The organism is Marinomonas sp. ABL3_031 (assembly GCF_056161265.1).
Window position 1 is genome coordinate 21,567 of record NZ_JBSWYU010000014.1, and the last position, 15,086, is coordinate 36,652.

At 43.4% G+C, this 15,086-nt stretch carries 14 protein-coding genes; all 14 read right to left on the minus strand.

Annotated elements, in window-relative coordinates:
* Nucleotides 1–15: 15 nt before the first annotated feature.
* Nucleotides 16–1,896, minus strand: a complete 1,881-nt coding sequence (locus tag ACXAH2_RS14450; protein ID WP_475079465.1) for a hypothetical protein — start codon at nt 1,894–1,896, stop codon at nt 16–18.
* A 9-nt stretch (nt 1,897–1,905) separates the two neighbouring features.
* Nucleotides 1,906–3,915 (minus strand): hypothetical protein, encoded by a 2,010-nt coding sequence (locus ACXAH2_RS14455; RefSeq protein ID WP_475079467.1) that lies wholly within the window; start codon nt 3,913–3,915, stop codon nt 1,906–1,908.
* 14 nt (nt 3,916–3,929) lie between these two features.
* Nucleotides 3,930–4,364, minus strand: a complete 435-nt coding sequence (gene fliJ, locus ACXAH2_RS14460; protein WP_475079468.1) for a flagellar export protein FliJ — start codon at nt 4,362–4,364, stop codon at nt 3,930–3,932.
* 53 nt (nt 4,365–4,417) lie between these two features.
* Entirely contained in the window at nt 4,418–5,749 is a 1,332-nt protein-coding gene (gene fliI / locus ACXAH2_RS14465) for a flagellar protein export ATPase FliI (RefSeq protein WP_475079469.1), read from the minus strand.
* Nucleotides 5,749–6,567, minus strand: coding sequence for a FliH/SctL family protein (locus ACXAH2_RS14470; RefSeq protein ID WP_475079470.1), 819 nt, complete (start codon nt 6,565–6,567; stop codon nt 5,749–5,751). The genes fliI and ACXAH2_RS14470 overlap by 1 nt, the downstream gene beginning before the upstream one ends.
* A gap of 8 nt (nt 6,568–6,575) precedes the next feature.
* Nucleotides 6,576–7,589 carry a flagellar motor switch protein FliG gene (fliG, locus tag ACXAH2_RS14475; protein ID WP_475079471.1) on the minus strand — a complete coding sequence of 338 codons (1,014 nt, stop codon included), beginning with the start codon at nt 7,587–7,589 and terminating at the stop codon, nt 6,576–6,578.
* On the minus strand, nt 7,590–9,263 hold the full coding sequence (gene fliF / locus ACXAH2_RS14480; RefSeq protein ID WP_475079472.1) for a flagellar basal-body MS-ring/collar protein FliF: 1,674 nt from the start codon (nt 9,261–9,263) through the stop codon (nt 7,590–7,592).
* Between the two features lie 27 nt (nt 9,264–9,290).
* Nucleotides 9,291–9,653 carry a flagellar hook-basal body complex protein FliE gene (fliE, locus tag ACXAH2_RS14485; protein WP_475079473.1) on the minus strand — a complete coding sequence of 121 codons (363 nt, stop codon included), beginning with the start codon at nt 9,651–9,653 and terminating at the stop codon, nt 9,291–9,293.
* A 67-nt stretch (nt 9,654–9,720) separates the two neighbouring features.
* Nucleotides 9,721–11,070, minus strand: coding sequence for a sigma-54-dependent transcriptional regulator (locus ACXAH2_RS14490; protein ID WP_475079475.1), 1,350 nt, complete (start codon nt 11,068–11,070; stop codon nt 9,721–9,723).
* Nucleotide 11,071: 1 nt separating this feature from the next.
* On the minus strand, nt 11,072–12,226 hold the full coding sequence (locus ACXAH2_RS14495; protein WP_475079476.1) for a sensor histidine kinase: 1,155 nt from the start codon (nt 12,224–12,226) through the stop codon (nt 11,072–11,074).
* On the minus strand, nt 12,226–12,696 hold the full coding sequence (locus ACXAH2_RS14500; protein WP_475079477.1) for a helix-turn-helix domain-containing protein: 471 nt from the start codon (nt 12,694–12,696) through the stop codon (nt 12,226–12,228). Before ACXAH2_RS14500 ends, ACXAH2_RS14495 begins: the two co-directional genes overlap by 1 nt.
* Before the next feature lie 89 nt (nt 12,697–12,785).
* Nucleotides 12,786–13,463 carry a dethiobiotin synthase gene (gene bioD, locus ACXAH2_RS14505; RefSeq protein ID WP_475079479.1) on the minus strand — a complete coding sequence of 226 codons (678 nt, stop codon included), beginning with the start codon at nt 13,461–13,463 and terminating at the stop codon, nt 12,786–12,788.
* An 11-nt stretch (nt 13,464–13,474) separates the two neighbouring features.
* A complete protein-coding gene (gene bioC, locus ACXAH2_RS14510) occupies nt 13,475–14,302 on the minus strand; it encodes a malonyl-ACP O-methyltransferase BioC (RefSeq protein WP_475079481.1) in 828 nt (275 codons plus the stop codon).
* Nucleotides 14,286–15,086, minus strand: a complete 801-nt coding sequence (locus ACXAH2_RS14515) for an alpha/beta fold hydrolase (RefSeq protein WP_475079482.1) — start codon at nt 15,084–15,086, stop codon at nt 14,286–14,288. Before ACXAH2_RS14515 ends, bioC begins: the two co-directional genes overlap by 17 nt.

The following is a 15,086-nucleotide window of genomic DNA, read 5'->3' on the forward strand; positions in this document are numbered from 1 at the left end:
TAACAATGGGAAACACTACCATTCCTCCCATTCTTCATATAAATCTCCATCTGCCGACGCCTCATCCTTTTCTCCTTGCTCAACGGATGATTCTTCTGTTGCTATCAACTCAATTCGCTTTACAATATCGTCCACTGTTTCCCTCACTCTCATTAACCTAGCGTTTCCAACGCTACGATCTGATTCCAACAAGGATAAGGTAGTACTAATCATTCTCACCATTTCCTGTATTTGACCTTGAACTTCATTAATATCGTGGTCTAAATCAACAGCAAAACGATGACGAACTGTATCATTTTGCCCTTCAGCAGCTGATAAGCTCGACAACACCCCAGCTCTCACTTCATGTAAACATCGACTGACGTTATCAAGTAGCAAGGCATTTGAAGATAAATCTTTTTCCACCAAAGACAGACGTTGAACAACCATCTCGTACCCTAGTAGAAGGGAATCTTGAATTTGATCCGATAAATTCCTCACATCTCTTACACTCAACTCAGACAGTGAGGTAGAGACAACAGGCAAAACTTCTTGGGCCTCAGAGACATTGTGGTCTGTTTTTGCGTCAAATAAGGATGCTATTTGTTGTAGTTTGGTAATCTTTTCAACATTATTTGTATGTTTAGCGAAGGTATTACTTGCACTCAGAACCTCTAGTACTCTCAACCTTATCGCCTCTAATGCAACCGCAAACGGCGCATAAGGAGACGCTTCTCTTACCATACGAATGGGTGCATCCCAGACATCTTTATAGAGCAATTTTAAACTGTTATACAAAACATCAAATTCAGCACTTTCGGATTTATGCTGAATCAAAATAAGATAGCGCTGACCGGATTCATCTTCATTTGCGGTGAACTGTTCCACTGTTAAAGCATATACTCCATCCGCCAAGACCAGCTTCAACTCGCCCTCATTGAATAAGATAGTTTCAGCGACCTGCTCACCAACAGGTGAATCTAAACCCGGATCTATACCAAACAGAGTTTCAAAAGTAGTGGTATTCCTCTGCCACAAAATGTCGGCACCCCGAGTAAGCCAAATAATATCTCGCTCTTCATTCACTACAAAAAATGGCAACTCAACTGCCGACAAAGCAGATTCAATCAGGGTTAAACGCCCCAACTGATCTCGAATATCCATATCACGAGATGATAATTCATGATCGATTAAATGGCTTAAATCCGTTAACTCATCCACCATCTTACGTTCCGGAAGCACTGAAGCATGGCCGTGCTTTCTGTGATCAATCACATGATGCATGGTCGCAAAACCTGTGGTTAATTGACGACTAAAGCGCAATACCAACAGAATGACGATGAAAGTAACAGCAATAAACAAGGCAACTGGAGCCCATACCATACGCCCGACAAAAAGCTGTCGCTGATAATCTAATGCCACACCAATTTGCAATAGCTGCTCATCCAGCACCTCAAGTTGTTCAAACTCTAGATATGCCTGCACTCTTTCCTGGTCAGACAAAGGGTAAGTATCTATTTCACGATTAAAAAAGACATTCAGTAAATCAATTGCACCAGATAAATCAGTATCTTGAACTTCAGGGAAAGCATCCAATCGATCTACAATTAATTGATACTCACTAATGAGCAATTGTTGATAATAACCGGCTGAATTGGTTTGTAATCCGGGTTGCAGACGATTTAAATTATCAATAAGAAGCCATTCAAGCCAGTTTTCTTCTGCGTTATGAACCAGCTTCTGCAACTCAGATAAGTTTTCTTGCTGCGAGTTTTGCTGTTGCAAATTGCTGTTTACCAGATAATAAAGACCAGCAAACGCTAGCAACAGAAAAAACAACAAAATAACGACTGTTTTCTGCAAACCGTTAATTAACTCTTTTCGCGGAGCACCAAAAGGTGAATGCAATTTATTCATAGTAAATAATCACTTACAAGCTAACACTGACTCAAAATAGTCAGTGATAAAAGACAAATATTTTTTCTTATCTAGCACAACGAGATCTTCATGTTCTAGGTCGTTACTAAGCTCGCTACCACTCCCTAGTTCAAGTGATTCAATTAATTGATATGATTCATACCAGTCAATTGAAGCGAATGGCAAAACGACTGACTTACCATCAGCCTCAAGAATAACAGAAAAATCCCCAGTTGAGTTTGTTTCACTAAACCCTGATGCCCCATTATTCAATTCAACATATTCGATGCAACTTTCTAAGCTTGGCATAAAATACCGACTTTGCAGCCCAAACTCTGTATAAAGATTAAAACATTGCGGTGATTTGTAAGGGGTAATATCCAATACTAAATCTGCTTCAATCACTAAGGGAAAACCATTGCATAACCCAAAATAATACCCCTTCTTGCCTAAGCGAGGAACCATTTCCGTCCCTAACCCTTGCACTTCAGGCGCTATAATACTGACATTAGCTAAAACAGGCTCCAATAACATTACACCTTTCTTATCTAGCCAAATATTTTTTACTTGCGAACCAACACAATGACAATGTAACGCCACTGCCTCTACACACCGCAACCCATCATATGGAATAGCAAAAGATTGACCCAATTGAGTCACAACCAACACAGCAACCTTCCCATGATTAGGAAATAGCATACAAACTGCTTGATCCATAGAATAGACTGCAAGAGAAGTCACCAATGGGATCCGTCTCTCATCCTCCAAGTTGCAAAAAACTTGCTGGTTTGAAAAAGAAATCTGATCAGCCTCTATACAATAGGGTCTTGCTTCTGAACAGTGAAAATGAAATTGTTGAGAAAGGTAATCAATCTGATATAAAACACTCGGTAATATGTCTCGGCCTAGGTAAACACTCTGAGTTATCTTATTCGCCTCTTTAACCGCAATAGTCTCAAATTCCGCGACCAGATTACTGTCTGGCGCAGAAACTTTATGCGCCACCGCATAAAAACTTCCTTGCCAACGTAAAGGGGATAGCACTGTCCCATGATCAACAGACCATGAAGACAGATTCACCTTAGGAACGGGAAATTGAGAAAATACTGGATCCACTTGAGCTATATTGTCAACAACGTCTGCAAAACCAGTATAAATCTGTTGCTTAACATATTGAGTGTATTGGGTTAAAAAAGTATCTCTCCAATGACGGGACAAGCTATTTGATTGGAAAACTGAAAGCAAGGCAGGAAATGACAATGCAGGATGCTCTAATAAGGTCGTATGTGCAACAACATCCTTTGTTATTGCTGTTTTCGTTAAAGATTCAGATGCTTGAACGCTTGATAAATCAGTCTTCCTATCTGTCTTTTCAGCTTTGCTCTCCACCCATTCAAGTTCAGAAAAAAAGTGACTTAACCAACTCAATGGCACACTTGACTCGAAAGAAAAGCGTCCAACAAAACACCCATTGACAGTACCACTCACCTCAAACGACACTGGGCCAAACTCAATCAATCGTTGCAATAAACTTTCTACATTAAGATTTTTTTTACCCGTTAACTCAGCAACATACCGAAACCGATCGACTGGTTTCGACAAGCTTGTTTGAAAATCCATCAATTTTTGCCAAATAGAGTTTTGAGGCAATAAAGAACGTGCATGAAGCTGCTGATAGTCTTGGCCTAACTGTACCGCCATAACATTTTGAAAAATGGCATCCAAACAAGGTAGAAGCAACATTTGTCCATCAGGATGAAAAGGACAATCTAATCCAAGCAATTGATCAATGGTATTTTGAATTAAGACAAGTTGAGATTGAAACAAAGAGGTACTAGGAAAAGCAAACTGACTTTGTTCTTCAAGTTTTCCCAGTAAAGAGCACAAGCTTTCCAAAGATGAGCGAGGTTGCGTAGCATAAGACACAACAGCAGCCTCTATTTCAGCCATAAGCAAACTAACATCAGAAATATTTAGTTCCGCAACTGAATTCCCCAGTCCCACTTGCTTTAACTCCATTATTTAATAGGCTATTAGCGACTCATATCCAAAAAACGACGCATGGCAAATTCATCCATTTCACGCTGCTCCTGTTTATCTTGGAAAACTTGTTCAGCTTTTAGGTTTTTGTCTTTTAAAACATCCATGCTTTGTGTTTTTGAGCGTGCTTGTAACCAACGCCGCATACTCATATCAGCTTGTTGCTCTGCTCTTTCTATAGCCGCCTCTTGTTGTGAAATAGCCTGTTGCACACGATCAACAAAGTGCTGATAATTGGTTGTAAGATAAGGACTCAAGCCTAGCAGGTTGCGTTCTGACTCGTATTGTTGGGCATACTCTTTTAGCTCTTCCAGTTTCTGAATGTCTTGCTGAACTTTTGCCTTATCACGCGCCAGCTGTTGAGCAACAACATCCTCTTTGCGCTGGGCAAGATCCACAAGTATTTGCAAACGACGTGATTTTTTCATGAGCAACCTATTTATTCCGTTAATAAATAGTAGACGTATTTAGTGACTGGCGTCTACTGCCCTTTTGTCATCGCAGTCACTAATGCTTCCAGACTTTGATCTATCGAAAAGCTTTCACTAAGCGGCTGCTGCAGAAAATTACGAATTTCAGGCATTTGAACGATGGCCTGATCAAGATCAGGGTCACTACCCTGCGCATAAGCACCGACAGAGATTAAATCCTGATTTTGTTGAAATTTCGAATAAAGCTGTTTTACACGCATTGCGCCATATAAATGATCTTCACTGACAATTTGTGGCATAGCTCGGGAAATAGAAGCTTCAATATCAATGGCTGGATAATGACCCTCCTCCGCAAGACGCCGAGACAATACTATATGCCCATCAAGTATGGCTCGCGACGCATCCGCAATAGGGTCTTGCTGATCATCACCCTCTGTCAAAACCGTATAGAAAGCAGTCACAGAGCCACTACCATCCTGCCCATTTCCCGCCCTTTCAACTAGTTGAGGAAGTTTCGAAAATACAGAGGGCGGATAACCTTTAGTAGCCGGCGGTTCGCCAACAGACAAAGCAATTTCACGCTGTGCTTGTGCATAACGAGTAAGAGAATCCATTAACAAAAGAACATTCTTGCCTTGGTCTCGATAATATTCAGCAATACGAGTAGCCAACATGGCTGCACGCAGTCGCATTAATGCAGAATCATCAGCAGGAGAGGCCACTACTACTGACCGCGCTAAACCTTCTTCACCAAGAATCTGCTCAATAAATTCCTTTACCTCTCGGCCACGTTCACCAATTAGCGCGACAATAGTAATATCCGCTTCAGTAAAACGCGTCATCATACCCAGCAACATGCTTTTACCCACACCGCTACCAGCAAACAACCCCAGACGCTGGCCTTTTCCAACAGTCAAAAGACTATTGATAGCCTTAATACCAACATCCAAGGTATCAGTAATGGGCTTACGTTGTAATGGGTTGATGATGCCACCATGCAAACTCACTGAATCTTCTGCGCTAATTGAACCTTTGCCATCCAAAGGCTTCCCCAGCCCATTGACCACTCGTCCCAATAATTCATCGCCTACAGGCATTTTACTTTCATCAAGTAATGGCTTCACACGCGCACCAGGAGAAATTCCCTCAATCGCCTCAGTAGGCATCAGATAAGTCAAATCCCCCGTAAAGCCCACCACTTCTGACTCTACCCACCGCTCTTTACCAATCTGCACAGCACAACGGTCACCTAATGCTACGACACAACCCACAGCCTCCATGGTGAGACCGACCATGCGCGTTACTTTACCCTCTAATTGAGGAGCATAGGTGTTATTAAAAGCATTGTTGAGCTTGACCAATCTTTCTGCAAGGCTGGCCATTAGCTTGCATCCTGATCATGAGAGCTTATCAAATGGCGTAATTCTTCATAAACAGCAGCCAAACGTTGTTCAACGCGGCCATCAATATGAAAGGATTTGGAGTCCAACACAAAACCACCACTCACCATAGAAGGGTCTTCTTCCACTTTCAGTGCTAGACGCTCTTGGATACCTAACGCTTGTAAAACCGAAATATCATCAGGGTTGAGTCGTATACGAATACGCCCTTCAAATTCACCTATTTCATCAAACACCCGAGTGAGCTGCTCTGTTAAGATATCCTGCCCATCTTGCTGCATTTTGTGCAAACAAACATTTTCTACCATGCGAATCATCGCTTGATAAATTAATTGTTCAGCAGCGTGTCGGCTACTTTCTAGTGGTTGGGAAATTTCTGCGACGACATTAGCAAACAAGGCTTCAACTTGCTCAAGCTGGGCTTTAGCAACTTCACGAGCTTGCTCACGGCCTTCCTCCAAACCTACCGCCGTACCTTCAGCATGCCCTTTTTCAAAACCGTCTACTTCACCTTTAGAAAAGCCTCCCTCATAACCTTTTTTATGGCCTTCTTCTTCCCCTTGAATAAAGCCCTCGTCATAAGCGGCAGATCGGATTTCTTCTAACTGAGAAGCGGTTAGGGGCTCATATACAAGAGCGTCTTGATCGACTTCTTCTGTTACCACTACCGTATTTTTTTGCACCAGAATGGCTGGACCGGTTGATTCTTTTGGTGTGGGGTTTTCAAGATGAGGCAACTCCCATCTCTCATAAGCGGTTAGTTTACGATCTTCGTGCTTTTCATTATCCTTATCTGACATAACGCTAACTAAACCATCTGCTCGCCACCGCCACCGAGAACGATTTCTCCGTTATCAGCGAGACGTCTGGCAACGGCCAGTATTTCCTTCTGCGCAACTTCAACTTCACTTACACGAACTGGACCTTTTGCTTCCAAATCGTCTTTTAACATGTCTGCAGCACGGGAGGACATGTTTTTGAAAATTTTCTCCTGCATATCTGGGTCCGCCCCTTTCAATGCCAGAATCAGAGTTTCCGATTCCACCTCACGCAAGATAACCTGAATGCCTCTATCGTCCACTTCGAGCAAGTTATCAAACACAAACATCAAGTCTTGAATGGTATTCGCTAGATCTTCATCCACATCACGAATCGACTCCATCAGTTCGGTCTCCACCGAACTATCAATAAAGTTCATAATATTTGCGGCAGTACGCACACCACCAATAGTAGTAGATTGCGTCGAGTTGTTGCCAGAGAATTGACGCTCAAGAATGTTATTCAACTCTTGCAAAGCAGCAGGCTGTACTGTTTCCAACGCTGCCACACGTAACACTATGTCCAAACGCACGCGTTCATCGAAGTTTGCCAAGATATCGGCGGCCTGGTCTGGATCAAGATAAGAGATAACAATAGCTTGAATCTGTGGGTGTTCATAACGAATGACATCAGCGACTGCACGCGACTCCATCCACTTGAGAGTATCTAGACCTGTAGTGTTACCACCTAATAGAATTCGGTCAATCAAGCTGCCCGCTTTTTCTTCGCCCAAGGCTTCTCGCAGCATATTACGGATATAACCATCCGAACCAAGCCCTAACCCGGTTTGATCACCTACCAAAACCAAAAAATCATCCAAGACTTTTTCCACTTGGTGACGTTGCACATTACTCAATTGCGCCATGGTCTGGCCAATTTTCTGAACCTCTTTCGGGCCCATGTGCTTAAGGATTTGTGCGGCATCGGATTCCCCCAGTGACATTAATAGCACTGCAGCTTTTTGAACCGATGTTAAATCTGCACCTTGGCCTGTATCACTCATTTAATTTTCCATTACCCACTGTTTAACAACTTGCGCAACACGCTCTGGTTCTTCGGCAATTAAGCCGCGTATTGCATTAAGTTGACGATCAATTTTTTCAGGTGAACCTGGTACCAATATGTCTTCAGCACTGACCAAAGACACCTGATCATCTGAAATTTCATCCGTTTCGTCTGAGAATATAGCGGCTTCGGTATCCTCTGCAACCGCAATCTTGTTTTGCTCACTAAGGGTTTTCAAAATCGGGCGCACCACGATGAGCAACAAAATAAGAACAAACAAGCCCACTAAGGTTGGCTGCAATAAATTCAAGAACCAATCCTGCTTATAGAAAGGCGGGGCAACAATTGGCTCTTCCGGATCAGGCAAAGCAAAAGGAGAATTAATAACACTTACACTGTCACCACGAGCCGGATCATAACCCACTGCATCACGGACCAATAAAGTCAGACGACCTAACTCATCGTCACTCCAAGGTGTTCGTACTACAGTGGAGGTATCAGTATCCAAACTTGCTAAGTCATCAACCACCACGGCAACTGACAAGCGTCGAATGGTACCTTGTTGGCGTTTGGTATAGCTGATACTGCGATCTAGCTCAAAATTACGCGTGGTTTCTTCTCGGGACTGACCATTTGTTCCTGCTGAATTACCACCAATGGGCGCACCATTTTCGTCAACCGCTTCTGGCGCAGTGACTGCACCGGGCGGTTGATTGGTCAATGCGCCAGGAATACCGCTGGCTGAAACGCCTGCACTACGATTTTCTCGAAGCGTTTGTTCACTTCTCAAAGCCAATAAATCAGGGTTATATTGCTCGTCAGTTTTCTCGATAGCAGTAAAGTCCACATCAGCTGACACTTCAGCTTTGAAGCGTCCTTGTCCCACAACCGGGCCAAGAATGTTATTAACTCGCTGCAATAACACATCTTCTACTTTACGAGTATAGTCAAACTGCTTACCTGCCACGGACAATTCTGAATTAGAATCTTTTTCGGTCAGCAAAGTACCACGCTGATCCACCACAGTAACGTCTTTATCACTCAATTGAGATATGCTGGAAGCAACCAAATTAACAATAGCATCGACCTGACTGCGATCTAAACGACGTCCCGGATACAGCTCTAGAAACACAGAGGCGGAGGGTTTTCGAGTATCACGAACAAACACGGACTCTTTAGGGATAGCAAGATGAACCCGAGCCGTTTTAATACTTTGCAAGCTTGAAATAGTTCGACTCAACTCACCTTCCAAGCCGCGACGATAGCGCGTTGTCTCAACAAATTGCGATGTACCAAGACCTTGATCTTGATCCATGATTTCTAAGCCAACAATATTGTCAGAAACGATACCTGAACCAGCCAATTTTAAACGCGCTTGATGATAATAATCGCCTTCAACTAATAAAGCGCCGGTATTTTCATCAAGTTTAAAAGGGATGTTATTAACACTAAGAATTTCAACTATTTGATCTGCGTTGTAGTCAGTAATACTACTTAAGACAGGTTTATAATCTGGGCCGTTAGTCCATAACACAGCAGCCAAACCAATTGCGATAGAGGCAGCCAAGCCGACCATCAAGGCCAGCTGTCGTATCACTGTTAACTTATTGAATCCAGTGACTAATTCTAAATAGAGCTTACGCTCCGATTGTTCTGCAGGGACATTATCCATTAAAAAGCGCCAAGCGGTTTATCTAGCCTAAATCGGCATATTCATGATTTTTTCATACGCATCAACAAGTTTATTTCGTACTTGAGTCATCGCTTCAAAAGAAACACTTGATTTTTGTAGACCAATCATCACTTGTGGTAAATCAACACCTTCATCACCGCGCTCATAAGATTGAGCTAGTTGCGATGCTTCTTGTTGAAGAGAATTTACATTATCAACGGCATTCTTCAGCATTTCTGCGAAATCTGCACGTTCTACAGCCTGAGCAGCATCCACATTGCCACCAGATTTTGCAACCTCTGTCACCCCACTGCCGGGGGCTTGAACTTGCGAGCGGAGATCCCTCATTTGGGATAACACTTGATTAATATCAGGTCGACCTGAAATCATGCTCTTCACCTAAAAAATCACGTTCTATGAAGTTTAGCATAAAGCTAATTAAAACAAGATACAAAAATCAATCGACGTCGATACCACTTTCACGCATTTTCGCTATCTTGTATCGTAAGGTTCGAGGGCTGATTCCCAACTTATCCGCCACTTCCTTACGTTTACCCTTAGCATCAATTAATGCTTGAGCAATAATACGAAATTCATGCTGCTGCACACCTTTACCCAATATGGAAGCCGCACTCTCCTCTTCCTCCTGCACCTCCTCTGTCGTCGTTGGTGCTCCAGCCATCATATCAAAAGCAATGTGTTCATCGTGTATTTGACCATTTGAACTTAAGATCAAGGCACGCTGAATTACATTATCTAACTCACGGACATTACCAGGCCAAGGGTGCGCTTCTAACTTACTTTGTGCTGAAGGTTTCAACAAAGCCCCTATTATGCGCATCTTGCCAGCATGTTTGTGTAACAAATGCTCGGCAATGGGTAAAATATCTCCTTTACGTTCTCGAATTGGTAACCAGCGCAATGGAAAAACGTTAAGGCGATAGTACAAATCTTCGCGAAAACCACCTTCTTTTACGTACTCTGCAAGATCACGATTGGTCGTCGCTATGATTCGCACATCGAGCGGGATCGATTTTTTACCACCAAGACGCTCTACTTCTTGCTCTTGCAGCACTCGTAATAACTTAGCCTGCAAACCCACATCCATTTCCGTAATTTCATCTAGTAGCAAGGTGCCGCCATTGGCTTGTTCAAATTTGCCTGCTTGCGAAGAAACCGCGCCAGTATAAGCGCCTTTTTCATAACCAAATAAAATGGCTTCCAACATATTTTCAGGAATAGCAGCACAGTTGATGGCCACAAAAGGCGCATTGCGACGCGACGATTGGTTGTGAATGTAATGGGCAAGCACCTCTTTACCTGTACCACTTTCGCCACACACCAGTACTGTTGAGTCTGTCACGGCCACACGCTTAGCCAAATCCAACAAAGCCAAACTAGCCGAATCTTTAGCAATCGGCTGACTCGAAGATAAAGAAGTTTGCTTAACCGTATATTTGGCAATGGCATTTAAAAGCTCTTCTTCCTGAAACGGCTTAAGAAGATAATCCACCGCACCGTCACGCATGGCTTCTACCGCATGAGCAATGTCGCCATAGGCCGTCATTAACATAATGGGTAATTCAGGATACGTATCGACCACGTGATGCAATAAACCATAACCATCCATGCCAGGCAGGTTCACATCTGACACCACCATATCAAATTGCCCATGCTTCAACGCCAACACAGCTTCTTCAGCACTGGAAACCATTTTACATTGGTAACTTGCCAGCATGAGCGTATCTTCCAGCGCTTCTGCCAATCCTTTGTCATCTTCGACGATTAATAACTTCACATCCGACATGCTATACCCTTATAAGAGGAATGGTTAAACTGGCCGTTGTCCCAGCCCCTTCTATACTATCAATTTCAAACTGCCCGTGATGAGCACGAGCGATGGCCTTAACGACCATCAACCCCAAACCAGTCCCATGCTGTTTGGTTGTTACAAAACCTTCTTGAACATGCTCTAAATGCTGTTTGGACATGCCCACACCACGGTCTTTAAATACGAATTGAACCCCTGCGTTTGCTTCTTGCCAATCCAACCTTACGACACAAGCTTCCGCTTGTGAGTCTATGGCGTTATTAAGCAAATTTAACAGCGCACCAATCAGCGTTTCCTTATTGCATTGAATCACCTGATTAGCAGTAAAATCACTTCCTGAAGCTTCCAAAGTAGCATTTTTTTGTTCACATACTTCTTCACATTGGCTTATCAATTCATCAACAAACTCATTAATGGATAAGGTTTCATCCAATTTAATTTCACTGCGCGAAAAAATCAGCATATCACGAATTTGCTTTTCGATATTAGCTAATCTATCCGCCAGTTTATTGGCAAAATTTTGACGCATCACAGGCGCCAAATCCGCTTTTTGTAAATGCCCTGCATACAAAGAAGCCGAGGATAATGGTGTTCGAATTTGATGGGCTAAAGCGGCTACCATTTTCCCCATATTGGAAAGTCGCTCATGATGATTAAGCTTCTTTTGCAACAAGTAGGCTTCTGTTAAATCCACCAAAATCAACAATTGACCAGGCACATTACCCAAGGAGGCCGTTTCCACACGCACCCTTCGACCTGTCACCATAGTCACATCGTGACCATCGTCTTCTTGAGGTCGGAAACTAAGTGGCACCACTTCTCCCCAGGACTGTCCGATGAGCGGCAGATTAAAGAGTTTTTCTGCTACCGGATTTGCCATCACAATCAGTCCTTCCTCATTTAGCAGTAAAACGCCAACCGGCATGGATTCAAACAACTGCTGAAACTGCAACACCAAAACGCGATTCTTATCTTGTTCCTGGCGCTTATCTTGCTCTACTTGCTCTAATTGTTGATGCAAACGTGCAACTTCTTGCTGCAAATCAAGATAAGATTTTGTCAACACATCGGAAGATTCAGAGAAAGCCTTAAAAGCGGCTTTTAATTCCGCTATTTCTTCATCTTTAGTCACTAAAACTCCGACTTATCAATATTGTAACGACGCATTTTCTCAATCAAGGTGGTTCTCTGAATTTGCAAGTTTTGCGCCGCCTTAGACACCACGCCTTGTGTAGAAACCAAAGCTTGGCGAATCAACAGGGCTTCCAAATGCCGAACATGCAAATTCAAATTAACACCCGAAGCCTGAGGAAAGCTATGCAATTTCTTAATTTCTTTTAAAATGGAAGATAAAGCTTGGGAACGCCAAGGCAAAGGACATAACCACACATTCTCACTGTCAGTAACGATACAGTCTTCTCTAAGTGAAATAACCGGCACCATTTCATCCAATTCAAAGGATTCAACCTGACGTCCCAATACCGCAAAATCCGGCAAATCAAACGCCGTTAAAGACGTACTGTGCTCAATACCAATGAATGTCAGAACACTGGAAACACTGGAAACTTCCTCGTTATCTAAACCGCATAACCAAGCTTTCACCTTAGCACTCCAATTGTCACCTTTTTATCATGCAATTATATCTCGTATTAATGCGCTTTTATCCAAGACTTTCAAGCATTAAGAAAAAATTATAGATTTGAGAGTAAGTTATCAAACTCTTGCTCAACTACTTCAATACTTTGAGCGAATGATAACTCCCCCATTAATGGTGCAGGTAAGATGCTCTTTAAAGTTTGCAGATTTTCATCGTAGCAAGGCATTTGAGAGTCAGCACTGTTAGCAACCCAGCCAGCCAAAGTCAGGCCATCTCGAACAATAGACTCTGCGGTTAAAACGGCATGATTAATACAACCTAACTTCATATTCACCACAAGGATAACGGGATAACCGAGCGACTTAGCCACATCCGACAACATTTCCCTATCGTTTAAAGGCACTCGCCAGCCACCGGCACCTTCTACCAAAGCCAGCTCATGCGACAAGAGCAAAGCCCCTTTTATGAAGCCCTCCAAACGCGCAGCAGTAACCAGTCGTTGCTCTTGCTGTGCTGCAATGTGAGGAGCAATCGCCGCCTCCAACAATATTGGGTTCACTTGCTCATAGGCCAGCGGGACACTGTTTGCCTGCATAATTTGATGGGCATCTTGATTACGCCACGACCCTTCTATCCTTTCCGCTCCTGCCGCCACAGGCTTTAACCCCATCGCCTTTAAACCTGATCGCTTGGCGGCTGATAATAAACCCACGGTAAAATAGGTTTTTCCTGCATCTGTATCCGTTCCTGTCACAAAAAAACGTTTCTTCACATTGACCTCTTTTATTCAACTCGCTGGCTTTGCGCCACCACAAAAGCCACCTGATAACTGAGTGGTATACCTTCTGGCTGACGCTGCTTTTCATAAGCCTTTAAAAAACGCTTCCAAGTAGAAGGAGACATGGCACCTGAATCAGCGCCAATCATACTGGCACCCACTTTGCGCAAAGAGGCCACAGCCTGTTCAGGTGTATCAAACCACATGCGCACTGTGTCTTGGCATAGTGACCCAACATGCCAATTTGCTTGCTCGAGATAATCTTGGAGGGCTTGCAGCGAAACGTATTGATGCACATGTTTTGCCTCATCAACTCCTCGCCATGCGGCATTAATTTCAGGCATAGAATCTGACAAGAGTGTGGTAAAAACAAAATAACCTTGTTGTTGACTGGCTGCATGCAATGATTTGAAAAGAACATCAGGTTGCAAGCACCACTGCACCGCTAGATTAGAAAAGACCAAAGACAAACTGGCTTTGGCAAACGGCAAAGATTCAGCATCTGCACAAAGATAATAAATGTTATCAACAAGGTCGGCGCAGTCTTGCTGAACTCGCTGGCGTGCTTGCTCCAACATACTTGTCGACAAATCTAATGCTAAACATTGGGAAAAGCCTTGCAGCTTGACCAAGGAAGGCAAAGCGGCTCCCGTACCCGTACCCAAATCAAGTATTCGGTCGAAAGTCTGATTGGGCAGCATGGCAAGTAATCTGTGCATTACTTCTAACTGGAATTGGGCATAATGATCATAGCCAACGGCTGCACGATCAAAACGCTTTGCGAGCTGCTTTTTGAAAGCAGTCGCAGAAGTCATATCAGGGGTTATTAACATTGATAAAATTTTCTACCGCTTCCACACAAGCTTCTTCATCTTCTAAAAACGATTGATGAGCACATTCCGGCAAGACCAAACTTTGCTGTAAAGGATTCACCTCAAGCTGCTGCAAACAGTGAGCAGACACTAAGGTGTCGCGTCCTCCGAATATATGAAAATTCGGCACATCCAATAAAAATAATTCGCGTCGCACATCCAAGAATTTCAACAAACGTAAACCACCTACCAACGCGGCTTTATTGAGATTATCCATTGGCAACAAAGCTTGTAATTGCTTCGCCAATGCCCTCTCATTCTTTGCCCCTTTGGATTGCAAAGCCACAAACCGTTTTAAGCCTTGTTCAGGCTGCTCTGCAATTAGATTGGCAAACGCATCAAAATCCGCAAGCGACATGGCGTGATTCCAACTGTCTCGCTCCACAAAGCTTGGCGCACTTGAGAAGGTAATCAAACCCTCAACACAGCTGGAGCGACGCGCCGCGACATACGTTGCGATCATGCCGCCCAATGACCAGCCCAACCACCATGCACTTTGAGGCGCTACATCAATTAGCTGTTCAGTTAACGCATCAATATCATAGTTTGGGCCAATTCGTGTTTTTGAGACCCATTGCTCATCCAATGAGATACCTGGTAAGTTCGCCACCACCACATAAAAATTATGACTCAAGCGTGTTGCAAAGTCCGCCATGACTTCTTTCGGCATGGCCCAACCAGAGACCATAAATATGGCTTGCTTAGAATCATCGCCAAAAGCTTGGGTTTCGATCGGTGTGCGCAT

Excerpts from the sequence above, each read along its gene's own strand:
- ACXAH2_RS14490 (WP_475079475.1), bottom strand. The coding sequence starts at position 11,070 with ATGTCGGATGTGAAGTTATTAATCGTCGAAGATGACAAAGGATTGGCA.
- fliG (WP_475079471.1), bottom strand. The coding sequence starts at position 7,589 with ATGAGTGATACAGGCCAAGGTGCAGATTTAACATCGGTTCAAAAAGCT.
- ACXAH2_RS14450 (WP_475079465.1), bottom strand. The coding sequence starts at position 1,896 with ATGAATAAATTGCATTCACCTTTTGGTGCTCCGCGAAAAGAGTTAATT.
- fliI (WP_475079469.1), bottom strand. The coding sequence starts at position 5,749 with ATGGCCAGCCTTGCAGAAAGATTGGTCAAGCTCAACAATGCTTTTAAT.
- ACXAH2_RS14470 (WP_475079470.1), bottom strand. The coding sequence starts at position 6,567 with ATGTCAGATAAGGATAATGAAAAGCACGAAGATCGTAAACTAACCGCT.
- ACXAH2_RS14455 (WP_475079467.1), bottom strand. The coding sequence starts at position 3,915 with ATGGAGTTAAAGCAAGTGGGACTGGGGAATTCAGTTGCGGAACTAAAT.
- fliJ (WP_475079468.1), bottom strand. The coding sequence starts at position 4,364 with ATGAAAAAATCACGTCGTTTGCAAATACTTGTGGATCTTGCCCAGCGC.
- bioC (WP_475079481.1), bottom strand. The coding sequence starts at position 14,302 with ATGTTAATAACCCCTGATATGACTTCTGCGACTGCTTTCAAAAAGCAG.
- ACXAH2_RS14515 (WP_475079482.1), bottom strand. The coding sequence starts at position 15,086 with ATGCGCACACCGATCGAAACCCAAGCTTTTGGCGATGATTCTAAGCAA.
- fliE (WP_475079473.1), bottom strand. The coding sequence starts at position 9,653 with ATGATTTCAGGTCGACCTGATATTAATCAAGTGTTATCCCAAATGAGG.
- fliF (WP_475079472.1), bottom strand. The coding sequence starts at position 9,263 with ATGGATAATGTCCCTGCAGAACAATCGGAGCGTAAGCTCTATTTAGAA.